Source organism: Pseudomonas sp. 2822-17, assembly GCF_002742485.1.
GTDB lineage: Bacteria > Pseudomonadota > Gammaproteobacteria > Pseudomonadales > Pseudomonadaceae > Aquipseudomonas > Aquipseudomonas cyclaminis.
Genome location: NZ_LJRZ01000493.1, coordinates 1 through 233, shown reverse-complemented (window position 1 = coordinate 233; position 233 = coordinate 1). Strand labels below are relative to the sequence as shown.

General features: G+C 36.5%; 1 pseudogene. It reads right to left on the bottom strand.

Annotation, left to right across the window (positions count from 1 at the left end):
• Positions 1 to 233, bottom strand: a pseudogene (locus AOA60_RS33375) (hypothetical protein); the annotation flags it as partial.

The following is a 233-nucleotide window of genomic DNA, read 5'->3' as shown; positions in this document are numbered from 1 at the left end:
AGTGTTGCTTCTAGATGAGAGTAATCCTCCATATCAATTCGCACGAAATTATTGTGCTTTTTGGCGGTTTTCAGAATTCTAATCATATTTTCACGACAAAGACTACGATCCACATCTAACCATAATGATGTAAGTTTCAAAGATAAATTACTTTTCACTCCTGATTCTGCAATTGCCTCTAGTGTCATCACACACATATCAGCAGATGCTATTGCTTCTTCACGGTTGTAAAC